This is a genomic window from Undibacterium sp. TC4M20W (genome assembly GCF_049340245.1).
Lineage (GTDB): Bacteria > Pseudomonadota > Gammaproteobacteria > Burkholderiales > Burkholderiaceae_D > Undibacterium.
Window position 1 is genome coordinate 1 of the sequence record NZ_JBMPPI010000050.1, and the last position, 25020, is coordinate 25020.

22 protein-coding genes are annotated in these 25020 nt (G+C 52.9%); 13 read left to right on the forward strand and 9 right to left on the reverse strand.

Annotated elements, in window-relative coordinates:
• The first annotated feature begins 364 nt into the window (after positions 1-364).
• The 5 genes from ACO0LL_RS29600 to ACO0LL_RS29620 all read left to right on the forward strand — a co-directional run bounded on the left by ACO0LL_RS29600 (position 365) and on the right by ACO0LL_RS29620 (position 4542).
• Entirely contained in the window at positions 365-1180 is an 816-nt protein-coding gene (locus ACO0LL_RS29600; RefSeq protein ID WP_422954414.1) for an AraC family transcriptional regulator, read from the forward strand.
• A gap of 73 nt (positions 1181-1253) precedes the next feature.
• Complete coding sequence (locus tag ACO0LL_RS29605; RefSeq protein WP_422954415.1) at positions 1254-2156, forward strand: DMT family transporter; 903 nt, start codon at positions 1254-1256, stop codon at positions 2154-2156.
• A gap of 160 nt (positions 2157-2316) precedes the next feature.
• Complete coding sequence (locus ACO0LL_RS29610; protein ID WP_422954416.1) at positions 2317-3624, forward strand: M20/M25/M40 family metallo-hydrolase; 1308 nt, start codon at positions 2317-2319, stop codon at positions 3622-3624.
• An 88-nt stretch (positions 3625-3712) separates the two neighbouring features.
• Complete coding sequence (locus tag ACO0LL_RS29615) at positions 3713-4063, forward strand: hypothetical protein (protein WP_422954417.1); 351 nt, start codon at positions 3713-3715, stop codon at positions 4061-4063.
• A gap of 92 nt (positions 4064-4155) precedes the next feature.
• A complete protein-coding gene (locus ACO0LL_RS29620) occupies positions 4156-4542 on the forward strand; it encodes a hypothetical protein (protein WP_422954418.1) in 387 nt (128 codons plus the stop codon).
• A 165-nt stretch (positions 4543-4707) separates the two neighbouring features.
• Here the strand turns inward: ACO0LL_RS29620 and ACO0LL_RS29625 are convergent, their stop codons facing one another.
• Together ACO0LL_RS29625 and ACO0LL_RS29630 are read right to left on the reverse strand one after the other, a co-directional pair.
• Positions 4708-5157: a hypothetical protein gene (locus ACO0LL_RS29625; RefSeq protein WP_422954419.1), complete on the reverse strand. Its 450-nt coding sequence runs from the start codon at positions 5155-5157 to the stop codon at positions 4708-4710.
• A gap of 31 nt (positions 5158-5188) precedes the next feature.
• Positions 5189-6445: a TCR/Tet family MFS transporter gene (locus ACO0LL_RS29630; RefSeq protein WP_422954420.1), complete on the reverse strand. Its 1257-nt coding sequence runs from the start codon at positions 6443-6445 to the stop codon at positions 5189-5191.
• Between the two features lie 75 nt (positions 6446-6520).
• On the opposite strand from ACO0LL_RS29630, the gene ACO0LL_RS29635 reads away from it, so the two are divergent.
• Both ACO0LL_RS29635 and ACO0LL_RS29640 read left to right on the forward strand, forming a co-directional pair.
• Complete coding sequence (locus tag ACO0LL_RS29635) at positions 6521-7183, forward strand: TetR/AcrR family transcriptional regulator (protein ID WP_422954421.1); 663 nt, start codon at positions 6521-6523, stop codon at positions 7181-7183.
• 54 nt (positions 7184-7237) lie between these two features.
• Positions 7238-8401, forward strand: coding sequence for a hypothetical protein (locus ACO0LL_RS29640; protein ID WP_422954422.1), 1164 nt, complete (start codon positions 7238-7240; stop codon positions 8399-8401).
• Between the two features lie 821 nt (positions 8402-9222).
• Here ACO0LL_RS29640 and ACO0LL_RS29645 read toward each other — a convergent pair.
• From ACO0LL_RS29645 to ACO0LL_RS29655, 3 genes are all read right to left on the reverse strand, one after another.
• Positions 9223-9951, reverse strand: a complete 729-nt coding sequence (locus tag ACO0LL_RS29645; protein ID WP_422954423.1) for a tetratricopeptide repeat protein — start codon at positions 9949-9951, stop codon at positions 9223-9225.
• Positions 9952-9992: 41 nt separating this feature from the next.
• Positions 9993-10757, reverse strand: a complete 765-nt coding sequence (locus ACO0LL_RS29650; RefSeq protein WP_422954424.1) for a hypothetical protein — start codon at positions 10755-10757, stop codon at positions 9993-9995.
• Between the two features lie 538 nt (positions 10758-11295).
• Positions 11296-12198 (reverse strand): LysR family transcriptional regulator, encoded by a 903-nt coding sequence (locus ACO0LL_RS29655; RefSeq protein ID WP_422954425.1) that lies wholly within the window; start codon positions 12196-12198, stop codon positions 11296-11298.
• A 106-nt stretch (positions 12199-12304) separates the two neighbouring features.
• Here ACO0LL_RS29655 and ACO0LL_RS29660 point away from each other — a divergent pair, with 106 nt between their 5' ends.
• Positions 12305-13510, forward strand: a complete 1206-nt coding sequence (locus ACO0LL_RS29660; protein ID WP_422954426.1) for an MFS transporter — start codon at positions 12305-12307, stop codon at positions 13508-13510.
• A 374-nt stretch (positions 13511-13884) separates the two neighbouring features.
• On the forward strand, positions 13885-14547 hold the full coding sequence (locus tag ACO0LL_RS29665) for a hypothetical protein (protein WP_422954427.1): 663 nt from the start codon (positions 13885-13887) through the stop codon (positions 14545-14547).
• A gap of 71 nt (positions 14548-14618) precedes the next feature.
• Here the strand turns inward: ACO0LL_RS29665 and ACO0LL_RS29670 are convergent, their stop codons facing one another.
• A complete protein-coding gene (locus ACO0LL_RS29670; protein ID WP_422954428.1) occupies positions 14619-15353 on the reverse strand; it encodes a hypothetical protein in 735 nt (244 codons plus the stop codon).
• Between the two features lie 28 nt (positions 15354-15381).
• Entirely contained in the window at positions 15382-15993 is a 612-nt protein-coding gene (locus ACO0LL_RS29675) for a hypothetical protein (RefSeq protein ID WP_422954429.1), read from the reverse strand.
• Between the two features lie 366 nt (positions 15994-16359).
• On the opposite strand from ACO0LL_RS29675, the gene ACO0LL_RS29680 reads away from it, so the two are divergent.
• From ACO0LL_RS29680 to ACO0LL_RS29695, 4 genes are all read left to right on the forward strand, one after another.
• Positions 16360-17601: an MFS transporter gene (locus ACO0LL_RS29680; RefSeq protein WP_422954430.1), complete on the forward strand. Its 1242-nt coding sequence runs from the start codon at positions 16360-16362 to the stop codon at positions 17599-17601.
• Positions 17602-17805: 204 nt separating this feature from the next.
• Positions 17806-18543, forward strand: a complete 738-nt coding sequence (locus tag ACO0LL_RS29685) for a siderophore-interacting protein (RefSeq protein WP_422954431.1) — start codon at positions 17806-17808, stop codon at positions 18541-18543.
• Positions 18544-19566: 1023 nt separating this feature from the next.
• Positions 19567-22764 (forward strand): di-heme oxidoredictase family protein, encoded by a 3198-nt coding sequence (locus tag ACO0LL_RS29690; RefSeq protein ID WP_422954435.1) that lies wholly within the window; start codon positions 19567-19569, stop codon positions 22762-22764.
• A 271-nt stretch (positions 22765-23035) separates the two neighbouring features.
• Positions 23036-23782, forward strand: a complete 747-nt coding sequence (locus ACO0LL_RS29695) for an SDR family oxidoreductase (protein WP_422954432.1) — start codon at positions 23036-23038, stop codon at positions 23780-23782.
• 340 nt (positions 23783-24122) lie between these two features.
• Here the strand turns inward: ACO0LL_RS29695 and ACO0LL_RS29700 are convergent, their stop codons facing one another.
• Positions 24123-24512 (reverse strand): hypothetical protein, encoded by a 390-nt coding sequence (locus tag ACO0LL_RS29700; RefSeq protein ID WP_422954433.1) that lies wholly within the window; start codon positions 24510-24512, stop codon positions 24123-24125.
• A gap of 267 nt (positions 24513-24779) precedes the next feature.
• A partial coding sequence (locus ACO0LL_RS29705; protein WP_422954434.1) for an integrase core domain-containing protein occupies positions 24780-25020 on the reverse strand: 241 nt, incomplete at its 5' end.

Here is a 25020-nt window from a genome sequence, read left to right on the forward strand (position 1 = left end):
CAGGTTTCAAACCTAAGGTACGATCCGGCATCCAGTCACTCGATCTTGATATGCCTACCAAGAACTTGTTGGTAGCTATATTAACGAATAACTACCGAAGGCGTCATAATACAAGGTACGATTAGCGGAGCGTAATCGTACGCATGCCTCGCCAAAAAACGATAAGCGTAGGGTATTGCAACGCACCTCTCATTATGGCTACATTACGGACTAAGGTCCAATCGTAGTTCACTTGTCATTGCCACGCAGATGCGGGCGATTACGCGCTGCTAATCGCCCCTACTTCCCTGAAGTGAGCGAATATCTGTCTCACCTGCTCTCATCAAAAGTGCTATCCTGAGCTTACACTTTACCCGATTCCACCATGCCCGCCAGCCCACAAAAACAATTCACCATGCTGCCCTGCCACCTGGCTGGCGTAGAGGCCGTGCGGGCACAATCGCGGCACAAGTTTGGACGGCACATGCATGAGCAGTTTGGCATAGGGGTGGTCGTGCAGGGCGCACAAAAATCCCTGAGTGGCATGGGCATGGTCGAGGCCATGGCGGGCGATACGATTACCGTCAATCCTGGTGAAATCCATGATGGCACGCCTATAGGTGAAAACGGACGCTGCTGGCAGATGCTGTATGTGGAACCCGCACTCATCGCCAGTCTCATGGATGACATCACGGAAGGCAAGACTGCGCAGGCAGAATTTTACCTGCCAGTCATGCGTGACAAGCGGATCAGCCAGGCAGTACAGACATTGTTTGCAACCATGACATCTCCCCAGGGGATGCATGCATCAGCAGAAGAGCAGATGCTCATGCTGTTTGCCCGTGTCATGCAGCCCGCAAGCCTGCTCAGCCAGAGTGTGCAGGGTGTGCCGTCGGCCATACAGCATGCGCGCAGCCGCATTGATGATGATCCGGCCGCCATCCTCAGTCTGCAAGACCTGGCGCAGCAAAGCGGCCTGAGCCGTTTCCAGCTCCTGCGTGCCTTTGCCAAGGCCACCGGCATGACGCCGCATGCGTATATCCTGCAACGCCGCCTGCACCATGCACGCCGCCTGATTGCAGCGGGCATGCCACTGGTACAAGTCGCGATGGATAGCGGCTTTGCTGACCAGAGCCACCTGACGCGGCTGTTCGTGCGCAATTTTGGGATATCACCCGGGGTATATAGCGCCAAGCGCTAGCCTGCAATTTTATTCAAGACGACGCCATTTCAAGCTGGCACGCTGTAGCCTTCCATACAGGGTGAGGCAGGCGATGTCAGACAGATTCACAGGATATATATATTTGGCGCTGGCGATGATCGTCGTTGGCAGTACGGTAGTTGCCAGCAAAGTCATAGGTAGTGGCTTGCCGGTGTTCACCGCAACCGCGCTACGCTTTGCCATCGCCTTCCCCTGCTTTTTATTCTTGATGCGCGTCACCGGCGCGCGACTGCCCAGGCTGGGCAAGCGCGACTGGCTACTACTGGTCTTGCAGGCGGGCGCTGGCAGTGTAGGCTATACCACCCTGCTGATCGCTGGCATGCACCTGACATCTGCTGCTGATGCCGCTGTGATCATCGGCACCCTGCCCATCGTCTCTGCCGCGATTGCCATCGTCTTGCTGGGTGAAAGGCCGCAAGCCAGCTTATTGCTGGCCGTACTGCTGGCGGGTGCAGGCGTGTTGTCGATCGCTGTGCGGGCGGATGGCGTAAATGCAGGTGCTCAGCATTCACTGCTGGGCAATGCCCTGATCTTTGCTGCGATTGTTTGTGAAGGCTTGTTCATTCTGCTGAATAAACGCCTGAAGACGGCAATCCCACCTTTAGCCTTATCGACCATCATGACGGGCCTGGGCCTGGCCCTATCCATCATACCCGCCGTGTTTGAAATGCCGTGGCAGACGCCTGTCACCAGCAAGGCAGTATGGGCCGTGGTCTATTATGCGATGGTGCCTACCGTGGCTGGCTTTTTGCTATGGTATGCAGGCGCGGCCAAAGTCAGCGGCAGCGAAGCCGCGCTCTTCACTGCGCTGGCCCCGGTATCTGCCGTGGTGCTGGCAGTTGTGGTGCTCGGCGAAGTGGTCAGCAGCAGCCAGCTTACAGGCATCGCCTGCGTGTTGCTGGCGATAGGTGGGATGGCGTTGTTTGGCAAACGTGAAAAGGGTGGGAAGGTTTAGTAGAGTGAGTAGGGTGCGCCGTGCGCACCATCACCATGTCCCCAAAAAAGCGGTGCGCACTGCGCACCCTACTGATGTTTGCTCTCTACCCCGTTACTTGTAAAACGGTGTACATTATGCATCTGTCCAAACCAGCCAACACAGATATCAGGAACGCGCCATGCTCATCAAAAAAGTGCTCCCGTTTTGCATCGCCTTGTCCATAGGCGCATTGACCTCCACTGCCAACGCGCAAAGCCTGTCACCGACTGAACAAAAAATCGTCGCCGCCGTGCAGGCCAGGTCAGAAGCCGCGCTGCAACTGTTGGAACGCAGTGTCAACATCAACAGCGGCACACTCAATCAAGCAGGTGTACGCGATGTCGGCAAGTTATTCAGCAATGAACTTGAGAGCCTGGGCTTTAAGACCAGCTGGTCTGAAATGCCAGCGGCCATGAACCGTGCCGGGCATTTGCTGGCAGAGCGTGAGGGCAAGCAAGGCAAGCGCGTGCTGATGATAGGCCACCTCGACACCGTGTTTGAAAAAGACAGCGCCGTGCAATTGTGGAACAGGCAGGGCAACCGCGTGCGCGGCCAGGGTGTCAATGACATGAAGGGTGGCGACGTTATCATGATAGAAGCGCTACGCGCGCTGCATGCCGTGGGCGCACTCGACAATACCCGCATACAGGTCATTTTCAGCGGCGATGAAGAAAGCCCGGGCCACCCGCTTGCCACCGCCCGTAACGACCTTATCAACGCCGCCAAACGCAGTGACGTAGCCCTGGCCTTTGAGGGTACGGCACTCGATAAAAACGGCAATGCCACCGGCACCGTAGGACGCCGCGCCTCTGGCGGTTTTGTGCTGGATGTGACGGCCAAACAAGGCCATTCAGCCTCCGTGTTTGGCCACAATGGCTATGGCGCGATTTATGAAACCGCGCGCATCCTCAACAGCTTTCGCGAAACCCTGATCGAACCTGACCTGACCTTCAACCCCGGCAATATCGTCGGCGGCACTGAAATCAGTTACGACAACCTGAGCAGCAAGGGTACAGCCTTTGGCAAAACCAATGTCATCGCCCCCAGTGCCCAGGTACATGGCGATTTGCGTTACCTCAGTGTAGAACAAGGCCAGCGCGCCAGAGACCACATGAAAGACATCGTCAGCAAAAACCTGGCTGGCACCAGCGCAACGATACGCTTTAACGAAAATTACCCACCGATGTCCCCCACGCCCGGTAACTACGCCCTGCTGGACCTGTATTCCAAAGCCAGCTTTGATGCAGGCCTGGGTGAGATCAAAGCCATCCCACCAGGTGAACGCGGCGCCGGCGACATCCAATTCGTCGCGCCCTATGTCGATAGCCTGGATGGCTTGGGTGCCACTGGCAGAGGTGCGCATTCGCCGGACGAAGACCTGGATATTTCTTCGATACAAAGAGCGACGATCAGGACGGCGATTTATTTGTATAGGTTGACGCGGTAAGTATTGCAAGTGTGATGTAGTGGATTTACTTTCTGACACTACACAACAATGCATCTACATGGATTTAATATTTTATAGAGGACAATGAATGCTATGGCGTGCTTATGAAGTAAAAGATGATACACAATACCGGCTGCATTTATGTCATGCATCCAATGGACGCAGATACTTTCGATTAGTGGAAATAAATTCAGAGGAAGATCTGCATCATCCAGAAGGCGTGATATTTTCTACAAAAATTGTATTAAACGAGTTGTTGCGCGCTCGCTGCTTCGAAAGCATAGCAAAATCTACGGAACTTGAATCTGGGAAAAAGTATTTTGTTGACGCACATGGAACTTGGCTGACCGAATCTGAATGCAATCAACTTTATTCACGTATTTCATTTGATGAGATTCGCTGGGACACTGATCTAGCTCCCCTTTTCACATCCAGATAAAACCTGTGAATGATATTCATGATTTTCCGCACAGGGCCTTATGCACTAATTGTACCTACGCAGGCTAATACAATAAATTTAGGAAATAAGTCATGCAATTGAACATCAGTTTGGTTTCTGATTTTCACTATACAAGTGAGATTCGTAAATTCCCTATCAATATAGAAATTACTAGCGATGATCCGGTGGATATATGTTATCCAGTTCATGTAACGAGAGCAGTGCTCACAAAATTGGATAATTCAGAACTATGGTTTGGATACGCCATGCAAGTTACGCCGGCAAAAAGGAACGTAATTACGCTGACCTCAGCGACACCGTTGCGTATGCAAGCTGATGTTTTTGAGCACGATGACGATTTTGGCGACTTGATCCCGGGAGAATATCTTTGTGAAATTAAGGTTTCAGTCGTAACAATAGTTGATGATAAAGCCTGTGCAGGTGACCTTCGAGAAAGCTTTACAATTATGCTGACATGATTTTGACAGCTTGCTGCTAGCGACTACCCTGGTCAGTGTTTAGGACTGTAGGTACGATTAGCGCAAGCGTAATCGTACGCATGGTCAGCGGCAAGCCCACATGCTGCCTGACAATCACTGGCCGTGTAGTGCGCCAGAACCTGGCAATCCCCTATCCACTAGGATTCACTTCAATCTGTCCAGCGACAACCTGCCTTCGCTGTTCATGCTCCATATATCGCTGGCGTCAGTGATATAGTCAGCCTTGAACTCCGTCGCCACCACCATCATCATGGACAGGCACGATACCTGAAAAGCATCTTCTGCTGAACGGTGTATCTCTGTCATACAAAATGTATATAGCGGAACCGGGCTGTGCAGAGCCAAGTCGGGGTCAAGGCTGTAGTAAAAAAATGCGCCGCTGTCCGACAATTCAGGTGCGGTGAAGCTGTAGAGCTCAGTACCGGGATAGAGGTAACGATCTGCAAGCTTGTCTGCTAGTGTCACCATGAGCACAGGCTTGCCGCCCCGCTCCGGGTTGGGTACATCACCTCGCCATTCTTCTGCTTTGGAGAGCAAAGTCTGCAGGCGTAACGCCACCGGGGTTGGGGTATATACCTGCAGGGAGTAACTCATCTTCTTTGCGTCATCGAATTGACAATAATACCTATTGTACCTGCGCATCCGGCAAGATCTCAGCACGACGAAAACGCAAACCCAGCACAAGCGGCACCGCCAGCGCATACACCACCATCACGCTGAGCCAGATCGCCCCTGGCCATTGTGCCCGCACGACAAAATACAGCGTAGAAAACATCAGCGGGCCAATGATGGACGCAAGGCTGACGGCGGATGCCAGCACGCCCTGGAATTGTCCCTGCATGCCTTCATCGACCATGCGGCTGGCGAGTGATTGCAAGGCCGGTATGCCGACGCCCCCCAGCACAAACACCGGCATGACGGCAAATACCATCCAGCCCTGTTTGGCAAAAGCCATGACGACCAGGGCTAGGCAGGTTCCCGCAAAACCGGTCAGTATGGTGCCGCGCTCGCCCAGCAGTTTGACGGCAGGGCCGGGCAAGAAGGCTTGCGCGAGTGCCTGGCACAGGCCATAGGTGCCCAGCGACAGGCCTATCCACAGACCGTTCCAGTGGAAGGCATCATTGCCCCACAGTGACCAGCAGGTACCATATACCTCGCCGGTCATGCTGAGGATGAAGAAGAGCAGGATCACGGGCAGCAAGTTTTTCATGCGCCATGTCCAGCGCAAGGGGCGCAGCGGGTTGAGTGCTGCCAGGTCCAGCTTCTCACGGCTGGGTGTGCGTGATTCTGGCAAGACAAAAAAGGCCATCAGCAGATTCGCCGCATTCAAAATCGCTGCCGCGATGAAAGGCAGGCGCAGACCATAGTCACCAAGCACGCCACCAAGAATGGGGCCAATGATGAAGCCTGCCCCAAACACGGCATTGAACAGACCAAAGCGGCGCGCCCGCTGGTCTTCTGGCGAAATATCGGTGATATAGGCCATGGCCACCGACATATTGGCGCTGGTCAGCCCGGCGATGGCGCGGCCCAGAAACAGCATCCAGAGTTGTGGCGCGAATGCCATGACGAGGTAATTGATGGCTGCCCCGGCCAGCGAGATCAGCAACACCGGGCGGCGGCCCAGTCTGTCACTCAATGCACCGAGCACGGGTGCAAAAACAAACTGCATCACCGCATATAGCGCAGTCATGATACCTATGTAGGGCGCGACATTGTCGCCATGGGTGACCTCTGCCAGCAGACGCGGCAAGATGGGGAAGATCAGGCCTATGCCGACGGCGTCCAGACCAATGGCAGCAAAAATCACAGCCAGGGCGCGGTTATTGCCCGCCCGTCCGGCCTGTGGATGCTGGCTGCCTGTACTTGTTAATGTAGTCATAAAATGAGTCTTTCTTAATATGTACTTAATACAAATATGTACTGAGTACATTTAATATATGCTATGATGCCGTCCATGTCAAACCCTACCAATCTCCGCACCCGCAAACGCCTGGCCATGCGCCAAGGCATCTCTGATGCTGCCACCCTGCTCTTCCAGGAACGCGGCTTTGATCATGTGACGGTGGATGAAATTGCAGCGGCGGCTGACGTGGGACGCATGACGGTGTTCAATCACTTCCCACGCAAAGAAGACATGTTCTTTGACCGTGACGAAGAGGGGCGCGAGATCTTGCGCGAGGCTTTGCGCCAACGCGATCCTGCTATTTCTCCAATTGAAACCCTGCGCCTGCTTGCACATAAACTGGTGGCAGACGAAAGCCCGTATGTCAGATTCGCCGCAGGTGCCAAAGGTTTTGTCTCACCAGGCAGCCAGGGCTTCATAGAAACCATAGAAGGCAGCGCCACCCTGAAGGCGCGCGCCAGGGCCATACGCGATGAGATAGCCCAGGTCGTGGCAGAGGCAATGGCCTTATCCGTCAAGCGCGAAGCTGGCGATATTGACGCCATACTGGCCGCCAACCTGTTGCTGGCGACATGGACAGTGGCACTTGTCCAAGCTCACCAGAGTTTCAGGCAAAAGCAGGATGCGGCAGAAGCGAAAACGGTTTTTCTGGCGATTGTTGATAAGGGCAGCGTGGGGATCAAGGCAGCGTTGGCTGGGACGGTTTACGGGTAACTAATTTGGTTTTTCACAAAACCAGAATCTGTAAGGGATGACGATAAACATCACATGACCAATCCAACAAAAAACAAGATGATGAGTTTTGGTGACAGATTGATTAACGCCTTCAACACCATGCTTCACGGCCCCGACGAGGCTTATCGCAGGCTGGTCAATCAGCGCAAGGCCAGGCGTGGCATGAAGAATTTGTATCAAGCCTATGCCATTAGTGAGCATAGCGAGCTGAACATGCCTGTACTTGCAGAAGAGATCTTGCTTGATCTGGGCAATGATATTGCAGGAAGACCATTGCAGGTCACCCTGAATTTGTCACACCAGGGTGGAAACCATAAGCAAATAAAGCTATACAATTATCCCCAAAATTATCGCGACTTAAGTGACATTATCTGTCTGGAAGGAGGTGACTTCGGTTCCAATTTTATCTACCTCACAGTCAGATATAACGAAGATCAGCGCCCTGATTATGGTGAGCAAACCACCTCTTCCCCGGAAGGATGGAATGATGACACACCTGACTTTATCCTCAGTGAAAGTCATAAAAAAGAACTTTCTATCCTGCATAGTCAAAGCTGGGATGGAGTAACGCAATCTTCCACACTCAAATATGGCTGGAACAGAAGCCGCCAATCCTTTGCCCAAGCTGTGCAGGCTGCTGATTGGAGCAAGGTTCTTGATCTGCTCAGCAAAGGTGAAAATCCAAATGACTGGCAACTTAGTGGAGCCTCCCGCAATACCGCCATGCATAGTGCTGCTGAGGCAGCAGCCCCGCGCGAAGTCATACAGGCTATGCTGGATATGGGGGCATGGCGCAACATCGTCAATGCCGGTGGCGAGCGCCCACTGGATATCGCCAGACGATACGGCCATAGCCATCTGTTTGACTTGCTGGAGCCTGTATTACTGTTGCCTTATTCATCGGCAGAAATGCAAGCCATACAGACTCATCTGCATCAGATCATGAGCGGCCCCAGCTATATCGAAAAACATCAGTTACGTCTGCCAGAATTGGGGCCACTACTGGAAGTCGCTGCGCTCAAAATGCACTTTCGGGTACCAGAGTATTACGGAGGATATAGATATTGGCTAGACTCCACCCGTGATCAGGCGACACTGATAGTTGAAAGCCACTCTCGCATGACAAGCAGCCCAGCGCCACGATGGGAAATCACCAGCGCAGGTGCAGAAAGAGTTGAGTCAGTGAACAGCCAATGAAGATCGTGATGCGTCATCAGTCGCCACATCTCACCCGGTAGCCAGGGTTTCATGGAGACCATAAAAAGGCTACGCTAGTCTGATGGTGCGCGCAAAGGCGGCGATGACAGGGACAGATTATGCTTGAGTTTAACGGCATGAATACCGGAACCTGATGTTGCTGCGGCATCGTGATATCGCCCGTCACCATACACTGAAGGCTACTCACTACCGTTGATAACGGCATTTGCGCAGATGGATCCCAGCCTGCGCTCACTGCTGTCCGGAATAATTATCTTGACTCATTCGGAGAGTGAAGTACGAACAGCGTCCCGGCGATTCTTCTACGTCGAAGACTTAATTCTGCAATTGAATAATTTTTGCCAGCGATCATGCTTGAAGCTCCTTCCCCTTCAAGGGGAAGGTTGGGATGGGGATGGGTTTCTGTAGCAAAATCATTTACAGCCAATCGACTGAAACCCATCCCCACCCTAACCCTCCCCTTGAAAGGGAGGGAATTTACTCGTTATTGTTTGTCAAGGACATTATTCCGGACTGCAGTGAGCCTGCGCGGGGATGACCTGAATATGTGTTGCGGTGCTTTAAACTCCAGGGCTTCGATACGGTTATAAGAGCCGCGCGTTCATTCTAAATTCGCACCCTGCTGACTGTTCCTCTGCGTTGAGTGACCTTTACGTTTTGTCCGCACGGCTTTATCAGGCAATCATATCCCAATACTTTTGCGCCATTGCATCGTCCTGCTCTACGCCCTCGCCTTCTTCATACATGATGGCGAGTGTCTCGGCAGCTTTTGGGTGCCCGGCTTCGGCGGCGCGTTTGTACTAGGCTACTGATAGTGCCATGTCCTGTTCTACATAGCGACCAGTGGCATGGAAAGCACCGAGGTTGTACATGGCACGCAGTTGTCCAGCTTCGGCGGCGCGGCGCAGGCAGATAACAGCCTTGTCGTCATTGACCTCTACGCCTATGCCCTGGGCATGGTAGATAAAGAGTTCAAACATGGCGTCGGTACTGCCCATGGAGGCTGCCTTGTTAAGCATTTGCGCCGATCTGACCGGGTTTTCATCGGTACCAAAGCCGTGGCAGGTGACTAGCGCTAACAGGTAGAGAGCATCGCTGTCAGCCTGGTGTTGTATGCACCATCTATTGAGCAAGGCGAAGGATTGCTGCGCTTCTTCATCGCTACAGGTATCGCGTCGGTAAATCCAACGATAGCGCATCAGAGGCACAGCAGCATCTTGTTTACCTAGGGCGATCACTTCCAGCATGACTTGTTCTGCGGCTGGAATATCGGCATAATCGGTAGGATTGCGCACCAGCCAGTCGGCCAAATGTATGCCTGCCTCTATCAGTCCAAGTTCAAAGGCCTTGCGCAAGGCCAGCGGAACCTGACGCGCTTCGTCTAGCGAAAGGATGCCGATGCTGAGGTCACCGCGTTCTATCCTGCTAATCATGGCAAGAGACCATGCTTGCAGTTGATTGGCGTCTTCCGCCGTGGTGCTGGATGCTATCCATTGCGGCACATCTTTTGAATCTATGTTTTTTTGCATGTTGTCTCCATTTATTACGTGCTTGATGCGCCTGACAGCAATCAAGACTTCCTCCCCTTCTCCAGCCGCCACTCCTTCTGACAATCCGCATAATTCGCAAACTCATAACTGACGCCGACTTCGCCGCGGTTGATGGCGTGGGCCTGGGCGAAGACGATGATGTTGAGGATGTTGTCGGGCAGTTCGCGTTCGGTTTTGCCGTTGGCCCACAGGTAGCCGTAGCTGACAGAGCCTTCTTTGAGGCCGACCATCCAGAATTGCGGGCGGCGGTTGTAGATGTCGGTTTTGACTTTGTCTTTTTTGAGGCTGGGTTTGCCGTATTGCTGCTCCAGCGCTTGCGCGATGCGGTCGGCGGCGGCTTTGATTTGTTCGCCTGTGCCGCTGACGGCGGTGATGGTGCGCGATGCACCTACCTTGCAGACGCCGCTGATGGGCGCGGCGACGGCGTAGTAGTCGCTGAAATCATCTGCGGGTTTGGGTGGCTGGCCTTCAAACAGATGCTTGGCTTTGCTGGATTTGACAAAGCCCAATTTGCTGGCGAGCTCGGTTTCACTGATGGCCATGGAGAGACCGAAGGGGCCAGGTTCTGTGGATGCAGGCGCGGCGTCTGGGATTGCTTCTGCGGCAGTGCTGGTTTCTATTGCGGATGCAAGCACGCTGGCGGGTTGCATTGCTACAGAGCTGGCAGTAGTGTTGGCATTAGTGTTGGCAGTGGGGTCGGCAGTTTTTTTGCAGGCGACGAGGCTGGCTGTCGTCATCAACAGGGTAATGATGCAGAGGTGGTGGAGTTTATTTTTATGCTGCATCAGGCTGGGATGGATGTATGGATATGGTTTGCCAGGGTCGCTGCAATTTAATGATATTCGGGCATAAATTGCAATGGGTTTGATTTATTTCCTTCTCACACATAAATAGGGACATGGTATCGCGTGCGCGGCTGAAGCCGCTTCTGCTGGATATTTGTCTTGCGCACTGTACAGTACATCACCGTATTTGGCGTAAACACGATGAATTCCTGCCTGCGCGGGAATGACGATTTTGGGGGTATGCAAATAAGCGGGCGATGCGGTTTGTGTGAGCTTGTTTTGAGATTTTTTTGTGAGCTTTGCTGAGTACCTGAGAAGACTCTGTTAAGCGATCTATTTTCTGAGCGCGGTCTATCAATCCCCCTGCCCTATGCAAGGTCGCTCCAGCGCAGGCTGGAGTCTAGCGGCGTTGGTTGGTCTTGTTGGGCCGGGCCTCGCTAGGCTACGGTTTACCAGCCCAATACTCGGCGTTTAAATGACGTATACGTTTGCAGAGGCACAGTGTTGGGCTGATGAAGCGTAGCCCAACCTACGATATTCACGCCCTGTCCATCGGTAATCTCGTCATCAAAAAATCCAGCAAGGCGGCCACGCGTGGGGGTATGGCTTCCTGTTTATAGAATACCGCCCAGACTGGCTGCATCCAGGGCAGGCTGATGTCGACCAGCACGGGTTTGAGCCTGCCGTGGGCGCGGTCGGCCATGGTCAGGAAGTCAGACAGGCAGACGATGCCGGCGCCCTGCACGGCCAGGTGGCGCAGGGTTTCACCATTGCTGGCGCTGACGACGGGGTCTATGACATAGCCCTCATCTTTGACGCCATCCGACTTGGGCAGCGGCCAGGTATTGAGGCTGGCGGGGGCGGTAAAACCCAGCAGCCGGTGCTGTGCCAGATCAGCCACGGTTTGCGGTTCACCGTGACGTGCGAGGTAATGCGGTGCAGCGACCGGGCGGATGCGGCTGCTGCCCAGGCGGCGTGCATGCAGGCTGGAATCCGTGAGCTGGCCTATACGTATCGCCACGTCGGCTCTTTCTTCGATGAGATCGACAAAGGTTTCGCCGCTGACCAGTTCGAGTTTGATAAGGGGATAGGCATCAAGAAAATCTGCCACCAGCGGTGCCAGCAAATGATCCAGCGTGGGGGTGGCGGCATTTACCCGCACCAGGCCGGATGGTTGCGACAGGGGTGCTGTCAGTTGTTCTTCAGTGTCATCAATATCGCAGAGTATCTTCTTGGCCCTTTGTAGTAGCCAGTGGCCTTCTTCTGTGATTTCCAGCTTGCGGGTGGTGCGCGTCATCAGGGTCATGCCGAGCTGCGCTTCCAGGCGGGAAATGCTGCGGCTGATGCCGGACGGCGTTTGCCCCAGGCGCTCGGCTGCGGCTGAGAATGAGCCGGTATCGGCCACTGCGACCAGGGCTTTCATGGTTTCCAGGCTTAGCATTATTGACTCCGAGTCATAAGTAAAGTGTAGCTTAAGCTATTTTTCTTTGTTCTGCATGGGCCCAGACTGCAGCCTGTTATTCATTTCCCTCATGCATGGAGTCCATATGCCCTTAGCCTTGTGGGCGCTGACGCTCAGCGCCTTTGCCATCGGTACGACAGAATTTGTGATTGTCGGCCTTATCCCCACCATCGCCAGCAGCCTGGCGGTGTCTGTTCCTTCTGCCGGTTTGCTGGTCAGCCTGTATGCGCTGGGCGTAGCAGTTGGCGCTCCGGTGTTGACAGCACTGACTGGCCGCGTACCACGCAAGCAGTTATTGCTGGGCCTGATGGCCTTGTTCACGATCGGTAACCTGGTGGCCTGGATGGCGCCCAACTATGCCTCACTGATGGCGGCGCGGGTGCTGACTGGCCTCGCGCATGGGGTGTTCTTTTCGATAGGTTCAACGATAGCCACTGGCCTAGTCGCCAAGGACAAGGCTGCCAGTGCGATTGCGCTGATGTTCAGCGGCCTGACAGTGGCGCTGGTGACGGGCGTGCCACTGGGTACCTTCATCGGCCAGCATCTGGGTTGGCAGGCGACGTTTTTGGCGGTATCGGCGCTGGGTGTGATTGCCTTTATTGGCTGTGCGATATTGATCCCTTCGACCATTGCCAGCAGCAAGCCCGCCTCTTTATTGACGCAAATGGCGGTACTCAAAAAACCGCGCCTGTTACTGGTATATGCGATGACGGCGCTGGGTTATGGCGGCAGCTTTATCGCCTTCACTTATCTGGCACCGATACTGCAAGACATCAGCGGTTTTAGCGCCAATGCGGTGGGCCTGGTCATGCTGGTGTATGGTGTCTCGGTCACTTTTGGCAATATCTGGGGCGGCAAACTGGCCGATAAAAAAGGCCCGGTGGCGGCATTGCAAATCGTGTTCGCCTTGCTTGCCCTGGTCTTGCTGGTGCTGACTTTTACTGCGCACAATAAATGGCTGGCCTTGCTGACGGTATTGGCCTGGGGCGCAGTGGCCTTTGGTAATGTGCCGGGTTTGCAGGTGTATGTGGTGCAACGTGCAGAGCAGGATGCGCCGCAGGCTATCGACGTCGCATCTGGCTTGAATATCGCTGCCTTCAATGTCGGTATTGCCTTTGGTGCCTGGGCAGGTGGCTTGATCGTCAGCCACATCGGTTTGATGCATACGCCTTGGATAGGTGCTCTGGTTGTGGTAGGCGCCTGGGGTTTGACGACGCTGGCAGGCAGGCTGGACAAGGCGGATGGAATAGATTTCGCCACAGGACAAACAAGGGTAGTTGCGATGCATTGAGGGTGTTCAGAAATGCGTCGGTTTTACTCCTCAGTAGCGACCACGTAAGTTGCGCCTGGCCTCGCCAACTACCTACGTTGGGCCGGGCCTCGCTAGGCTGCGCCTTATCAGCCCAACACTGGGAATTTGAATGGGCGTATATGTTTGCAAAGGCCGAGTGTTGGGCTGATGAAGCGTAGCCCAACCTACAGGGTCGGCCCGCCTTACGGTCCACCCAATTTACGACCCGCCCCAACCTCCCCCACCATGCGCGCAGGACAAGATTGATGTGCATATAAAAAACCTTGGTAGAATTGCGCCTTTCTTTCCTTTGCTACGAGCGGGCAAACTTATGCAGCCCCGCCTGTGCAAGCAATCTCCATACAAGCACTTTAATGAACATCTCCAGACTATCTCTGATTATTTTATTGTCCCTCGCTAGCCAGTTGCCTGCCACCAGCATTGCTGCCGGCCCCGCAAGCCCTACCAGCCTGATCGCGCCAAAACAAGTTGTCGCGGGCAAAACCCAGGGAGAATGGTCCAGCGCCTGGTGGCAGTGGGCGCGTTCATTTGATGGTGAAAACAATAGCCCGGTTGCAGACAAAACCGGTGAGTCCTGCCATTTCAAACAGCAAGGTCCGGTCTGGTTTTTGGCTGGCACGTATGGCACGCAAAGAACCATCAGGACTTGCACCGTCCCCAAGGATAAGTATCTTTACTTCCCTCTGATTAATTACATGGTCAATTCAGGTGTGCCAGGCAAAATCAGTTGTAAGGGCGTCACGGAAGCTGTCAGGGAAGCCATTGATGGCATCCATATGCTGATACTGGAAATTGATGGCGTACGCGCCACAAAACTTGAAACACACAGACAAGTCAGCCCTGTTTGTTTTGACGCAGGTGCACTGACCGGCGGCAGGGTCAAACTCGACCCCTCTGCTGCTGACGGTTACTATGTCATGCTCAAGCCCTTAAGCCCGGGCAAACATACGATCAACTTTGGCGGGCGTAGCAACGATATGTCGCAAGCAGTGACATATACATTGATCGTCGAATAAACCCTGGTCTCGCCTATGGTAAAAAACACCCGCGATGTGGGTGTTTTTTTAAAGGTGTCTGCCTGCAGAAATCATGCTGGCAAGGAATGGATATAGTTTCTTTTTTCCAGATCCGCTTTCGCCCTCGCAGAAACAGCGCCAGCCTCTTCAGTGCGTCCAGAAGCCTGCAATACCTTGATGATATTGCTAACCTCCTGAATGAACCTGTCCCTCATTCCCTGCATGAAATCGTCCGTGGCAAGTTCTGGCCTGGACGCAAAGATTTTCATTGTTTCATCATGTTTTTCAAGCTTTCCATCATAGAGTGCTGGCGCATTATCAATATAAGTGGCGCAAACAAGCATGTGGGGTGAGGCCAGCAGTTCATCCCAGATGAAGTGGACGATTTCCCTGGCGAGCCTGGGGTCTGCATGATGATAAGCGATGAATTTGTCCAATACGGCTTCTTGCTGGCCAAGACAGGCACCTATAGAGGCATAGTCATGAAAATATTCCGGATTGCGTGACTGCTCCAGTGCAAGAATGCTGTGCTCAAACTTTTGTTCAAGACGAATTCTGGCAGGCTCATATTCCTGGCCCAATTCCACCCATCCAAAAAGACAGTACGACAAACGCACACCATAGAGCGAACCCTTGTCCTCATCCAGCGCATGCTCAAAAAACCATTCATAAGATGCCAGCGACGTCTCATATTCTTTTGCAGCATGCGCCTCCCTTGCCTTGTCAAGAACTTGTTTTGCATGCTGGTTATGGTCGTTCATAAAGTGATTTTTTTCCGAAATTGAGATTGCCATTGTGAAGTACATCCTGTGCATGAAGTCAGCACATGGGACATTATCTTCTTCTATTGTAAGAACTGCTGCTTCTTTCAGGGTCAGGCAGGCCCAGTAATTTGACTTCGATATTCTTGGCGTCTTGCGGTGGTACCTTGTCGTTGAAGTTTTGCTTCAGATAGGACCACATATCTTTTTCCAGCACTTCACATTGCAAGACGGCGCGGCTTTTACGGGTATCCCTGTGGCTATATTCGAGATCATCGACTTCTTGCGATGAATCTCTGTATTCCCGACGCTCCCTGTAAGTTCTATAACTGGTGCTGACGTTGTCGTTGGCGCGCTCTTTAATAAACTGGTTCTTCGGTATGGTGCAATTTTCCTTGAAGTTGGTCATCAGGGTACGATCTACGCTGACATCGCATTGACTATACCTGTGATCCAGCACCCAGCAGCTTTTGCCGGTATCGCGGTCTTTTTGCATGGCCGTGATCTTGCGCAGTGTGGCGTCGTTTTTGACTTCGGTCGCGTTGCTGCCTATCTTGGCATTGCAGGGTTGGTCAGTAAATATCGTTTCACCGGAAGGCGTCACACATTTGCGCACCTCGGCCTGCGACAGGCTGGGCCAGGCAAAAACCAGGAAAGACAAACAAGCCAGAAATGTTTTTTTCATAATATAAAGTGACAGTGAACAGGTTTTATTGTCTTTTAGCAATCAAAAGGGCAATGCACGCGCGTAAAACAAGTGCAGATTATAGCCCAGGCTACAATTGGTTACATTTGAAATTGTGATGGTATTTGCTTATCTATTTTGTCAAGTCAGCCCTGTCAAGCAGGGTAACAAGCTGATATTCATAAAAAATCTAGCCACGCTATCCGGCCGGGCTGGCATAAAACCAGCACATTGACTGCCTGTTTTTTCTTTGTTAGGATCGCCTCATATCACTGGAAACAGTGACGTAAGCGTTTACGTTAGCCAACGCGCAAACAAATTTGTCCTGCATTTGCAAGCAGATTTGTCGCGCCATGGATAATGTATATGCGATTACTATCACGACTGCTGTCTCAGCTCTCCCGCAGATTTTCTGCCTCTCTCCGCATTTTTACGAATGCACCTCTTGCCACTGCTGTTGGCCTTTTCCTTTGTTTTTTTGTCGGCTTTGCTGATGGTGTAATCATGCCGTTTTTTGCCCTGTGGGCAGAAAAAGATGCGGGCATTTCTGCCAGCCACATAGGCTTGCTGCTGGCCTGCTATTCTGGCGGCGAGTTGCTGGCCACGCCCATGGTGGGCGGCATTGCCGACCGTGTCGGGCGCCGCCCGGTCTTGCTGATCTCCACTGCGGGTGTGGGGATGGGCTTTGCGATACTCTACTTTACCCATGGTGTATGGGCATCTGCCCTGGTGCTGATCTTGATAGGCGCGTTTGAAAGCGTCTTGCATCCCACTATCTCTGCGGTGATTGCCGATGCCATACCGGCTGAGCAACACCGGTATTATTTTTCCATCGCACGCGTCATGTCGAGCGCGGGCCGCGTAGCTGGCCCGGCAGTGGGCTCTGTGCTGGCGCTGTTTTCGCTGGGTGCCGTATTTCTGGGGTCTGCGCTGGCGACACTCATCAGTACATTGATCATTGCGCTGTGGCTGCCAGAGACACTGACAAAAAATTCCATTCCCGATGATGAGGATGAAAGTTTGATCGGCATCCTGCCCGCCTTCCGGGATGCGCGTCTCGCTGGTTTATTGCTGTGGTCTATGTGCCTGCAGATATCGGCAGGCTGGTTAAGTTCAGTCTTGCCGCTGTATGCGGTAGATGCAGGCATCCTGACACCTTCGCAGATAGGTTTGCTGTTTACTTATGCTGCGGTACTGACGGTGCTGTTCCAGTTGAAGATCAGCGCTGTTCTCGCGCATGTGTCTAATTTCAAGATGGTGATTGCCAGCGGCTGCGTGCTGGTAGGCGCTTTTATCTGTCTGCTGTTTTCATCCAGCCTGGCGGCGCTGGTGCTCGGTGTCAGTTTGCTGTCGCTGTCGCAAATGCTGTTTGGCCCTTTGCTGCCAACGCTGATCATGGAGCTGGCACCTGCGCATGCACGGGCTACTTATATGGCAGCCGCATCGGTAGCGGCAGATTTGAAAGATACCGTAGGCCCGGCAGCGGGCACATCCCTGTATGCAGTTGCGGTGCGCTTGCCGTGGATGGTGGGGATACCTGTTGCGGTATGCGCGACGCTGGCGCTGGCGTTTAATGTGAGGCGGTGTGGACGAAGGACGGCCTCGTAGGTTGAGCTGGAGTGTAGGTTGGGCTACGTCTCATCAGCCCAACACTCGGCCTTTGCAAACGTATACGTTATTTAAAAGCCCAGTGTTGGGCTGGTGAAACGTAGCCTAGCGAGGCCCGGCCCAACCTACACCGATTCAACCGGCACCTGGCCCAATCCACGAAAACTAATCAACACGAACCAATACTCACAAAATCAAAACATCATGACCACAAATATCAAACACCACATCGAACGCCTGCGCTGGGAAAAACGCCGCAGAACCCTGCGCGTCATTGACGTCACACGCTTGACACCCAATATGCAGCGCATCACTTTCCAATCAGATGATCTGCATGATTTTGCCAGCCTCGCGCATGATGACCACGTCAAGATCTTGCTGCCGGTTGCTGGCGAGGCAGACAGCTTTGTTACACGCGAATATACGCCGCGATATTTCGACACACAGGCACGCACGCTGGTGCTGGACTTTGCACTGCACCAGCACGGGCCTGCCAATGCATGGGCGATGCAGGCAAAAATAGGCGACGCACTGATCGTCAGCGGGCCTGGTAAATCCATGGTCGTAGCAGATGACTTTGACTGGTATCTGTTAATAGGCGATGCCACTGCCCTGCCCGCAATCACACGACGCCTTGAACAATTGCGCGCAGGCGTACACGTCACCAGCATCATCATGCTTGCTGATGCGGCAGATAAACAGGCGTGCGTGAGTGCAGCCAACTGGCAAGCGCAATGGTTGATACGCGATCAGGATTCAGCCAATGATGAGCAGGCTTTGCTGGCAGAAGCCGCTGCTTATACTTTCCCGCCTGGCGATGGTTACATCTGGATAGCTGCCGAAAAACAGGCTGCGCGGGCATTGCGTACTTATATGGTAGAACAGCGCGTGCAGCCAGAAGCATGGATAAAGTCGTCAAGTTACTGGTCTCGCGAAGAATGATGTGTGTTGCAAAATGATGCTGGCACCATTTTTTCGCATCCGCATTTGTAAGTTTTCTGTAACAGGGAAATCAATTTGTTTCTTACAAACTTGTCACAATCAAGTTAAGCACTAAACAGCGTTTTCTTTTTTGAGGATGGATTAAATGACTGCGGGTTCATTTGTGTATTTGCGGGACGTTTTTTGTCAGCGGATTTAATCAGCAAAATTAGCGATGATGTTTACTGACAAAGTTCCTTGAGAGTACACAAGATTTCTGCGCACATTTTATTTGCGATCAAATCAAAACTGGGTACTTTTGCGGACACTGGCTTGAAGGCATCCGCCATTAACTTCGCGCTGATTACTAAATCCCATCCCCTTCAAGAGAGAGACTTAGGGTGGGGATGGGTTTCGGTTGATTTAAGCTGCGATCAGGTTTCATAAGAACCCCATCCCCATCCCAACCATTCCACCGCGCCGCTTGCAAGCGGCTTGGAAATTTGCGGCGCAAAGCATGCTTTGCGAAACCCCGCAAATCTCCCCTTGAAGGGGAAGGAGAAGGAGTTCAATTTGTGTGTTCAAAATGCATATCCAATTAGTAAAGCAAGCGTCAAAAACTGGAAAAGTTTCCACTCCCAAGTGCAATCCCGTACATGCCTCAAATGGGATGCTTTCCAAAAACTGACCAATTATGTCAACCGACTGACAAAAAATGAGATGTACCACGCCCAATTTTGGGGCAGTGCAAATGGTTGATAGCTTACCTTTTTGTTAGCTATCACCTACCTTTTGGTGATTTGTTTAGTGCCGCCCGCTGGCTTGCAACTGGCATGCTGATTATGTACTGTTGCGCTTCGACGGACCAGGAAACCCGTTCCTGGCGTTGCTCTCTTTATAGAATTCATCGCACTACCAGCGCTTCACCTGTCTGCACATGCACAGACATGCAGTACGCAATACAACAGGATGTGGACTACCTGCCACATGCAAATATAAAACGTACCAACCAGGAGTTCTTACGTGAAAAAAATATCCAACCGCATGACGGCCATCTGCCTGGCCTCATCGCTATTATGTTTACAACTGGCAGGCTGTGGTGGGTCCAGCAATGCTGATTCTGCACAGAACGGCGCGGGCGCGACGCCCATGGCTGCGCCACCACAAGCTGCACCGGCAGAAACCGCGCTGACACCTGTGACAGCGACTGCCAGTTCTGTTGAACGTGGCGACCTCTCTGCGCTGGCCGCGATAGACCATAACGACAATACGCGATGGGGCAGCGGCTTCACGGATGACCAGTATCTGACACTGGATTTTGGCAAGTCAGAAACCATTACCCGCGTACGCATACAATGGGAAAACGCCCATGCCACGCAATATCTGTTGCAGGTGTCTGACAATAATAGTGACTGGACGACGATCAAGACCGTCGATAACAGCCAGGGTGGTGTCGAGGACCTGACTGACCTGAATGGCAAAGGCCGCTACCTGCGCGTAAAAGGTATCAAGCGCTCTACCCAGTATGGCTATTCCATCATAGAGATACAGGCTTTCTCTGGCACAGCGGTCACACAACCGGGCACAGATCCAACCCAGCCTGGCCAACCCAGCCAACCAAGCAACCCTGGCCAGATCGATTTGAGCAAACCTGGTGTTGCCGTCAAGCCTGTCGCCGCGACTTCTTCCGCAGTAGAAAACCAGGCCATGTCAGCGGCCATGGCGATCGATGGCAAAGCCAATACCCGCTGGGGAAGTACCTCAGAAGACGGTGCCTGGATACAGTTTGACTTTGGCACCAAGACACCCGTCGGCTACATGAAGCTGGTATGGGAAAACGCCTATGGCAAGGAGTACGCGTTGCGCGTATCCGACGATGGCCAGACCTGGACGCAACTGCGCTATGTCAGCGGTGGCAAAGGCGGTACGGAAGAATTCTTTAACCTCGGTGCAAACGCCCGCTACATACGACTGCAAGGCGTGGCGCGTGCGACCCAATACGGCTACTCGCTGTTTGAAGTTGAATTCAAGTCACCAGGCAGCGACAACACCCTGCCTGATGCAGCGACCACCGCTTTGAAATTCCCAAGCAGTGGCAGTGGCTGGGCACCTTTGCCTGCCGCCGCAGAACCGCTGGAAAGCCTGCAATTCACTCTGCCTGACGGCACCCTCGTCACGCGCTTTGGTGCACGCGGCCTGGCACGCCATGGCCGTGAACGTGGTGAAGAGTGGAATGAAATTGGCTACGGCCCGAATGAAACTGTCGATGCAGTCACCGGCCTGCCAGTTGATAAAGGCCCGGGCAATTACCTGACCTTTGTGCCGCAATACTTCAAGAACCGCACCTGGGGTTTTGAGATCATCGACAATAGCCGTGTGGCAGGCGTGACCAAACCTGTGCTCACTGTCAATCAATACAATACTGTCGATTTTCTGCCGGGTGGCGTGGCCTTCTTCCGTGGTTTTGACCGCGTTGGTGTGACGGGTTATGGCTGGATGAATCCGGGTGAACTGGTCGATCGCAATGTCGCCATCTGCAAGCCTGTGCCCTACCCTGCCAATAACAAACTCAGCACCCCTGATGGCGTGAATGGTGCTTGTACCTTGCGCGTGAAAGATTATCCTGGACATAGCGACCTGGATGCAAACGGCTTCCCGAATGGTAAGAACATCCCGGCACGTCCGCTGGTGGCAGGTGACATCATTGAAGTATCACCATCGATGTTCTCAACACCTGAAGGTATGGCTGTCAAGGGTGACAGCGGCGGTGTACGTTATTACTCAGCCGAATGGATTTATGTGGTCGGCTCTGGTCTCAAGCCATGGTATGGCGTGCAACCGCGTTTGAACTCGGTACCGCTGCCGGAAGATACTTTGTCGGGTGGCCAGGGTTCTGTCTCCTACAATTATTCTGACAATGGCTTGTTCATGTTCCAGCAGCCACACAATAATGCGGGTATGCAAAACATACAGCGCTTTGTTGAGGGCCGCCGTCTGGTACATACCAACTTTACGACCGGTGACCATAATGAGAATGGTAATGACCGTTACCAGCAAGCCGTAGGTTTGCAGGGGCCACGTTTCAACCAGTCTGCCTGTATTGCCTGCCACGTCAATAATGGCCGCAGCCCTGCGCCTACCGCTATCAACCAGCGTCTCGACAGCATGTCGGTCAGGGTAGCAGCCACCAATACAGCAGGCCAGCAATTGCCACATCCGCAATATGGCACCGTAGTGCAGATGAATGCCTTCTCAAGCAGCGGTGTGCCGCAAAACTGGGGCACCAATGTCAACGTCGCCGGATTTGAAACCCGCACCACCAAACTGGCCGATGGCAGCAATGTTGAATTACGCAAACCGACGCTGGCATTTGAGGGCGCTGTACCGACAGTGTATTCGCTGCGTGCGGCCCAACCGATGATAGGCATGGGCTTGCTCGAAGCGATACCAGAAGCCGACATCCTGGCACGTACCCGCACATCACCAGATGCCGATGGTGTCATGGGTCTGGCCAATTATGTGTATGAGCCAGAGACCGGCACAGTGCGCGTAGGCCGCTTTGGCTGGAAGGCATCCAAGGCAACCCTGCGTCACCAGACTGCTGCTGCGCTGTTGCAGGACATGGCGGTGACGTCTGCGCCCTACCCTAACCGTAGCTGCACGACGGACCCGGCTGGCTGTGCTGCCGCACCTGCGCAAAAAGGTATCTCGGAAGCTGATCTGCAATCCATCACCCGCTACCTGGGCCTGGTGGCCGTGCCTGCACAACGCAGCATCGCCAGCGGCTTCCCCAAAGGTGTGGCACCGATGGATGAGCATGTCGTCAATCCGCAGCAAGTCAGTACTGGTGCCAAGGTGTTCCAGAACATGCGTTGTTCAGCATGTCACACGGTGGAGATGAAAACTGGTTCAGGCCATTTGCTGGCAGAGTTGCGCAACCAGACCATCAAGCCATACACCGACTTGCTACTGCATGACATGGGCACAGGTCTGGCCGACAAGCTGGTAGAAGGCCAGGCCCAGGGCAATATGTGGCGCACCTCGCCACTGTGGGGCATAGGCTATACCGAGAAAGTCATGGGCAATAACAGCAAGGTAGGCTACCTGCACGATGGCCGTGCCCGCAACCTGACCGAGGCCATACTCTGGCACGGCGGCGAAGCAGACAAGGCACGCCAGCGTTTTGAAGGCTTGTCTAAAGCAGACCGCGATGCGGTGCTGGCTTTCCTGAAGTCTTTGTAATCACCTGGCACTAAAAGCAACGGCTGCTGAACAGATACATGTTCAGCAGCCGTTTTTCTTTTGCACGAATGTAGCTACCCTGTAGGAGCGGCTTCAGTAGCGAATGCTTGAGCAGCCACATCCCATGCCACGACCCAGTTGTTCGCGGCTAAAGCCGCTCCTACCAGCCTTGCCGACTGCACGCCCGACAAGACTGCTGTATAGTTTTCCAATCGCTTAATGAGAAAAATTCGTGAGAAAAATTCATGAGGAAAATTCGTGAGGAAAATGTATGACAAGTCTGGCTGGAAAAACCGCAGTAATCACCGGTGCAGGACGCGGTCTTGGTGCCGCGCTGGCCATCTCACTGGCAGAGGCAGGCTGCAAAGTGATTTTATGTGGCCGCAAACTTGCACAACTAGCCGACACTGCCAGTACCATACAAAGCCTGGGGCATGAGATGCCGGTATGTGTAGAAACCGATCTGGCCGATATCCACAGCGTACAGGCCACCATCGATACGCTGAGCAAATCGCACACCCACATCGACCTGCTGATCAACAACGGCACCATGTGGCTGGAAGCCAGGGAGCAAGCCTACACGGCAGCCGAAGTACTCGGTGTCATCAATTCTGCCGTCACCGGCACCTTCCTGCTGACCCAGGGCCTGTTGCCGCTGCTGCGATTATCAGAAGGCGCAGACATCCTCACCATAGGCTCCATCAGCGGCTTGCCAAACGCCAGGATGCAAAGCGTGTCCGTCCCCTTCTACGCCGCCAAACGCGCCCAGGCAGGCCTCGCAGACGGCTTCCGGCAAATGCTGGCAGGCACACCCATCCGCTCCATCAGCGTGCACCCGCCTTATCTCGATGACGTATCACCGCAGCAACCAGAATGGGACGCCGTGCAAAACCGCCAGAAAGGCGAACGTGCGACCAGCAAGGACGTGGTGGATGCGGTCTTGTTTGCACTGACGCGTCCGCGGCATATTACTTTGTCGGTGATACTGGATGCGGATGAAGGTGGGGTGTTTGGTTGAGGTTGAAAGGCAGGGGTAACCTAATTTGCGCGCAGGAGATGTTTTTGGTCTACGACTTTCTTCCTTGAGGCCATCTATACCCAATCCCCTATATCGCTGCCATCATTTCCGCAAGGTTGGCCGCGAAACGCCACAACGCAGGGAAACAACGCCTGCGTTGCCGAGTTCTTCATAGAGTTGAATCCAACGAAGTCGCCTTGGAATCTCGTCATCCATTGCATCATTTTAATTGAAATGATATCTATGAATCACACAAGAATTCAAATTTGTTTCTTAAGAGACCTCCCCCCAGCGTTTCCTTCAACAATCCCAACTTTCCGCAAAAACTTATGCAGATTTTTTATACGCTGGAATCGTACACAAATGTCAAATTCAGATCAAATGTCTTAGCCTTTTCAGTAAGCTCCTCTATTTCACGGCCTGAATAAATCCCTAAATCCAATGACCCTGAACCTTCATCAATTTGCTTTTGCAAAGCTGCCTCACCGAAATTTGATAACCCAGAAAAGATTCGCCTAATCTTTATAGCAGTTTTCCTGGCAAGTATTTTATTAGCAACAATAACAACTGCCCTGTAATAATCTACCCCAAGGTGGGAAGGCTCTCTAACATAATATACGATCGATTCAATTTTTGATCCACAGTTATTACAGATATAAGTATTTATCACTCCTTCAGACGAAATAAGAGTTGCCGGCCCACCGCAATTCGTACATGTAAAGTCGTCCATTATCTGCCTTTGAGATTTATTTGATATTGCCTACCGGAACGCAAGTAAGCATCAACAGCCTGCTGAGTAATATGAGGATAATTTGAATCTTTAATTAATGCTTGCAGAAATGTAGGTAAAATTAACGCAGCGTAATCGTACGCATGCTCAGCCGCAATTTTCTGTGCTGTTTGAAAATCACGGCTGCTTTATGATTTTGAATCAAAGATACATCACTCTCGTGCAGAGATGTATTGAGGTGTACTGTCAATAACGGACACTCATGTTTTAAGCAGCCTGCGATTGTTGATAGAAATTATCAGCAAACAAGGCAGGTGGAATATAGCCGAGGCGTGAGTGACGACGCTGGCGATTATAAAAGCTTTCGATATATTCCTGAATAGCAGCCTGTGCATCAGCACGGGTCGGGTAGTGCTGGTGATGTATCAATTCATTTTTCAGGCTACCCCAGAAGCTTTCCATCGGCGCATTGTCATAGCAGTTTCCTTTGCGCGACATCGACGCCTGC